The sequence below is a fragment of the Sphingopyxis sp. NFH-91 genome (assembly GCF_021401285.1).
Classification (GTDB): Bacteria; Pseudomonadota; Alphaproteobacteria; order Sphingomonadales; family Sphingomonadaceae; genus Sphingopyxis; species Sphingopyxis terrae_A.
Map to the genome: position 1 here is coordinate 1 of NZ_JACBGA010000032.1, position 1,227 is coordinate 1,227.

Annotated in this window: 1 pseudogene; it reads left to right on the forward strand. The window is 60.6% G+C overall.

What is annotated here, in order from left to right:
- A pseudogene (locus L0963_RS19570) lies at window positions 1–1,012 on the forward strand (IS110 family transposase); the annotation flags it as partial.
- Between the last annotated feature and the right edge of the window lie 215 nt (window positions 1,013–1,227).

Genomic DNA, 1,227 nt, shown 5'->3' on the forward strand with positions numbered 1-1,227 from the left:
CGGACACGCGAAGCGCTGCACAATGGCTGGGACAAGAATGATTCCAAGGACGCGCAAGTCATCCTGCACATGCTGAAGATCGGCGCGACCCAGCGCTATGTCGATCCGCTGGCGGCAGGGATCAACGATCTGCAGGAGATGTCGAAGACGCATGAAGCCATATCGAAGGCGAAGACCCAGACCTGGCATCGGATCCTCACGCATTATCTGCCACTGTATTTTCCGGAGATCGAGCGTTTCGCCGGCAACAGCCGGTCCGACTGGTTCCTGGCGTTGATCGAACGCTTCCCGACGCCGGGCAGCATCACCTCGATCGGACGCGAGGCGTTCACCGAACAGGCCTGGCCGCTGATCGGTCGCAAGGTCTCCAAGGCCCGGGTGGTCAACGATATTTACGAGACCGCCTGTGCATCGATCGCGCTGCCGATCGACGAAGATTCCACGGCGGTCGCCATGTTCCGCATGGTCATCGCCCAGGCACGCACCCTGATTCAGCAGCGTAACGAGATCGAGCGGATCGCCCATGACGCGCTGGCGACGAACAGCGATTATCAGCTCCTGCGCATGATCCCCGGTATCGGTCCGATCAACGCCCTGACGATCCTGGCCGAGGCCGGCGATCTGCGCCGGTTCAGCCACCATCGCCAGTTCCTCAAGTTCTGCGGCCTCGACCTCGCTACCTACCAGTCAGGGATATTTCGGGGGCGGACGAAGCTATCAAAGTACGGCAATGCCCGGCTGCGACGCACCTTCTGGATGGCAACGCAGGTCGCGATCCGACAACCCAACAACAGCTTCCGTGACAAGCTCTCCCGCTATGTCGATGGCCATGCCGACGACCCCGATCGCCGCCGCAAGGCGATGACCGCTCTCACCGCCAAGATGGCGCGCGTCGTGCACGCCGTCATCAAGACGGGAACCGAGTACCGCCCGTTCGTCGAACGGGCGGACACCAGATGGAAGGACCCCTCTCTGCTGTGCCGTGAGGGCGCTACGGCGACCCTGTAGATAATGTTCGGGCCTTCCATCTGGCATGCGTATCTCATCTTAAGGACGGTGAGGACCACGATCCCGATGATCGATGGATCCTATGTTTGCTATGGCCGAGAGCGCCTTCCTTGACGATGGAAGCCATCTGGATCATAAAATCATCAGCGCCGATCACATTCGGCGCAACGAGATCTGCTGGCCTGTTCCCGCCGCTGCTTCCCAACATAGGACGTTGTC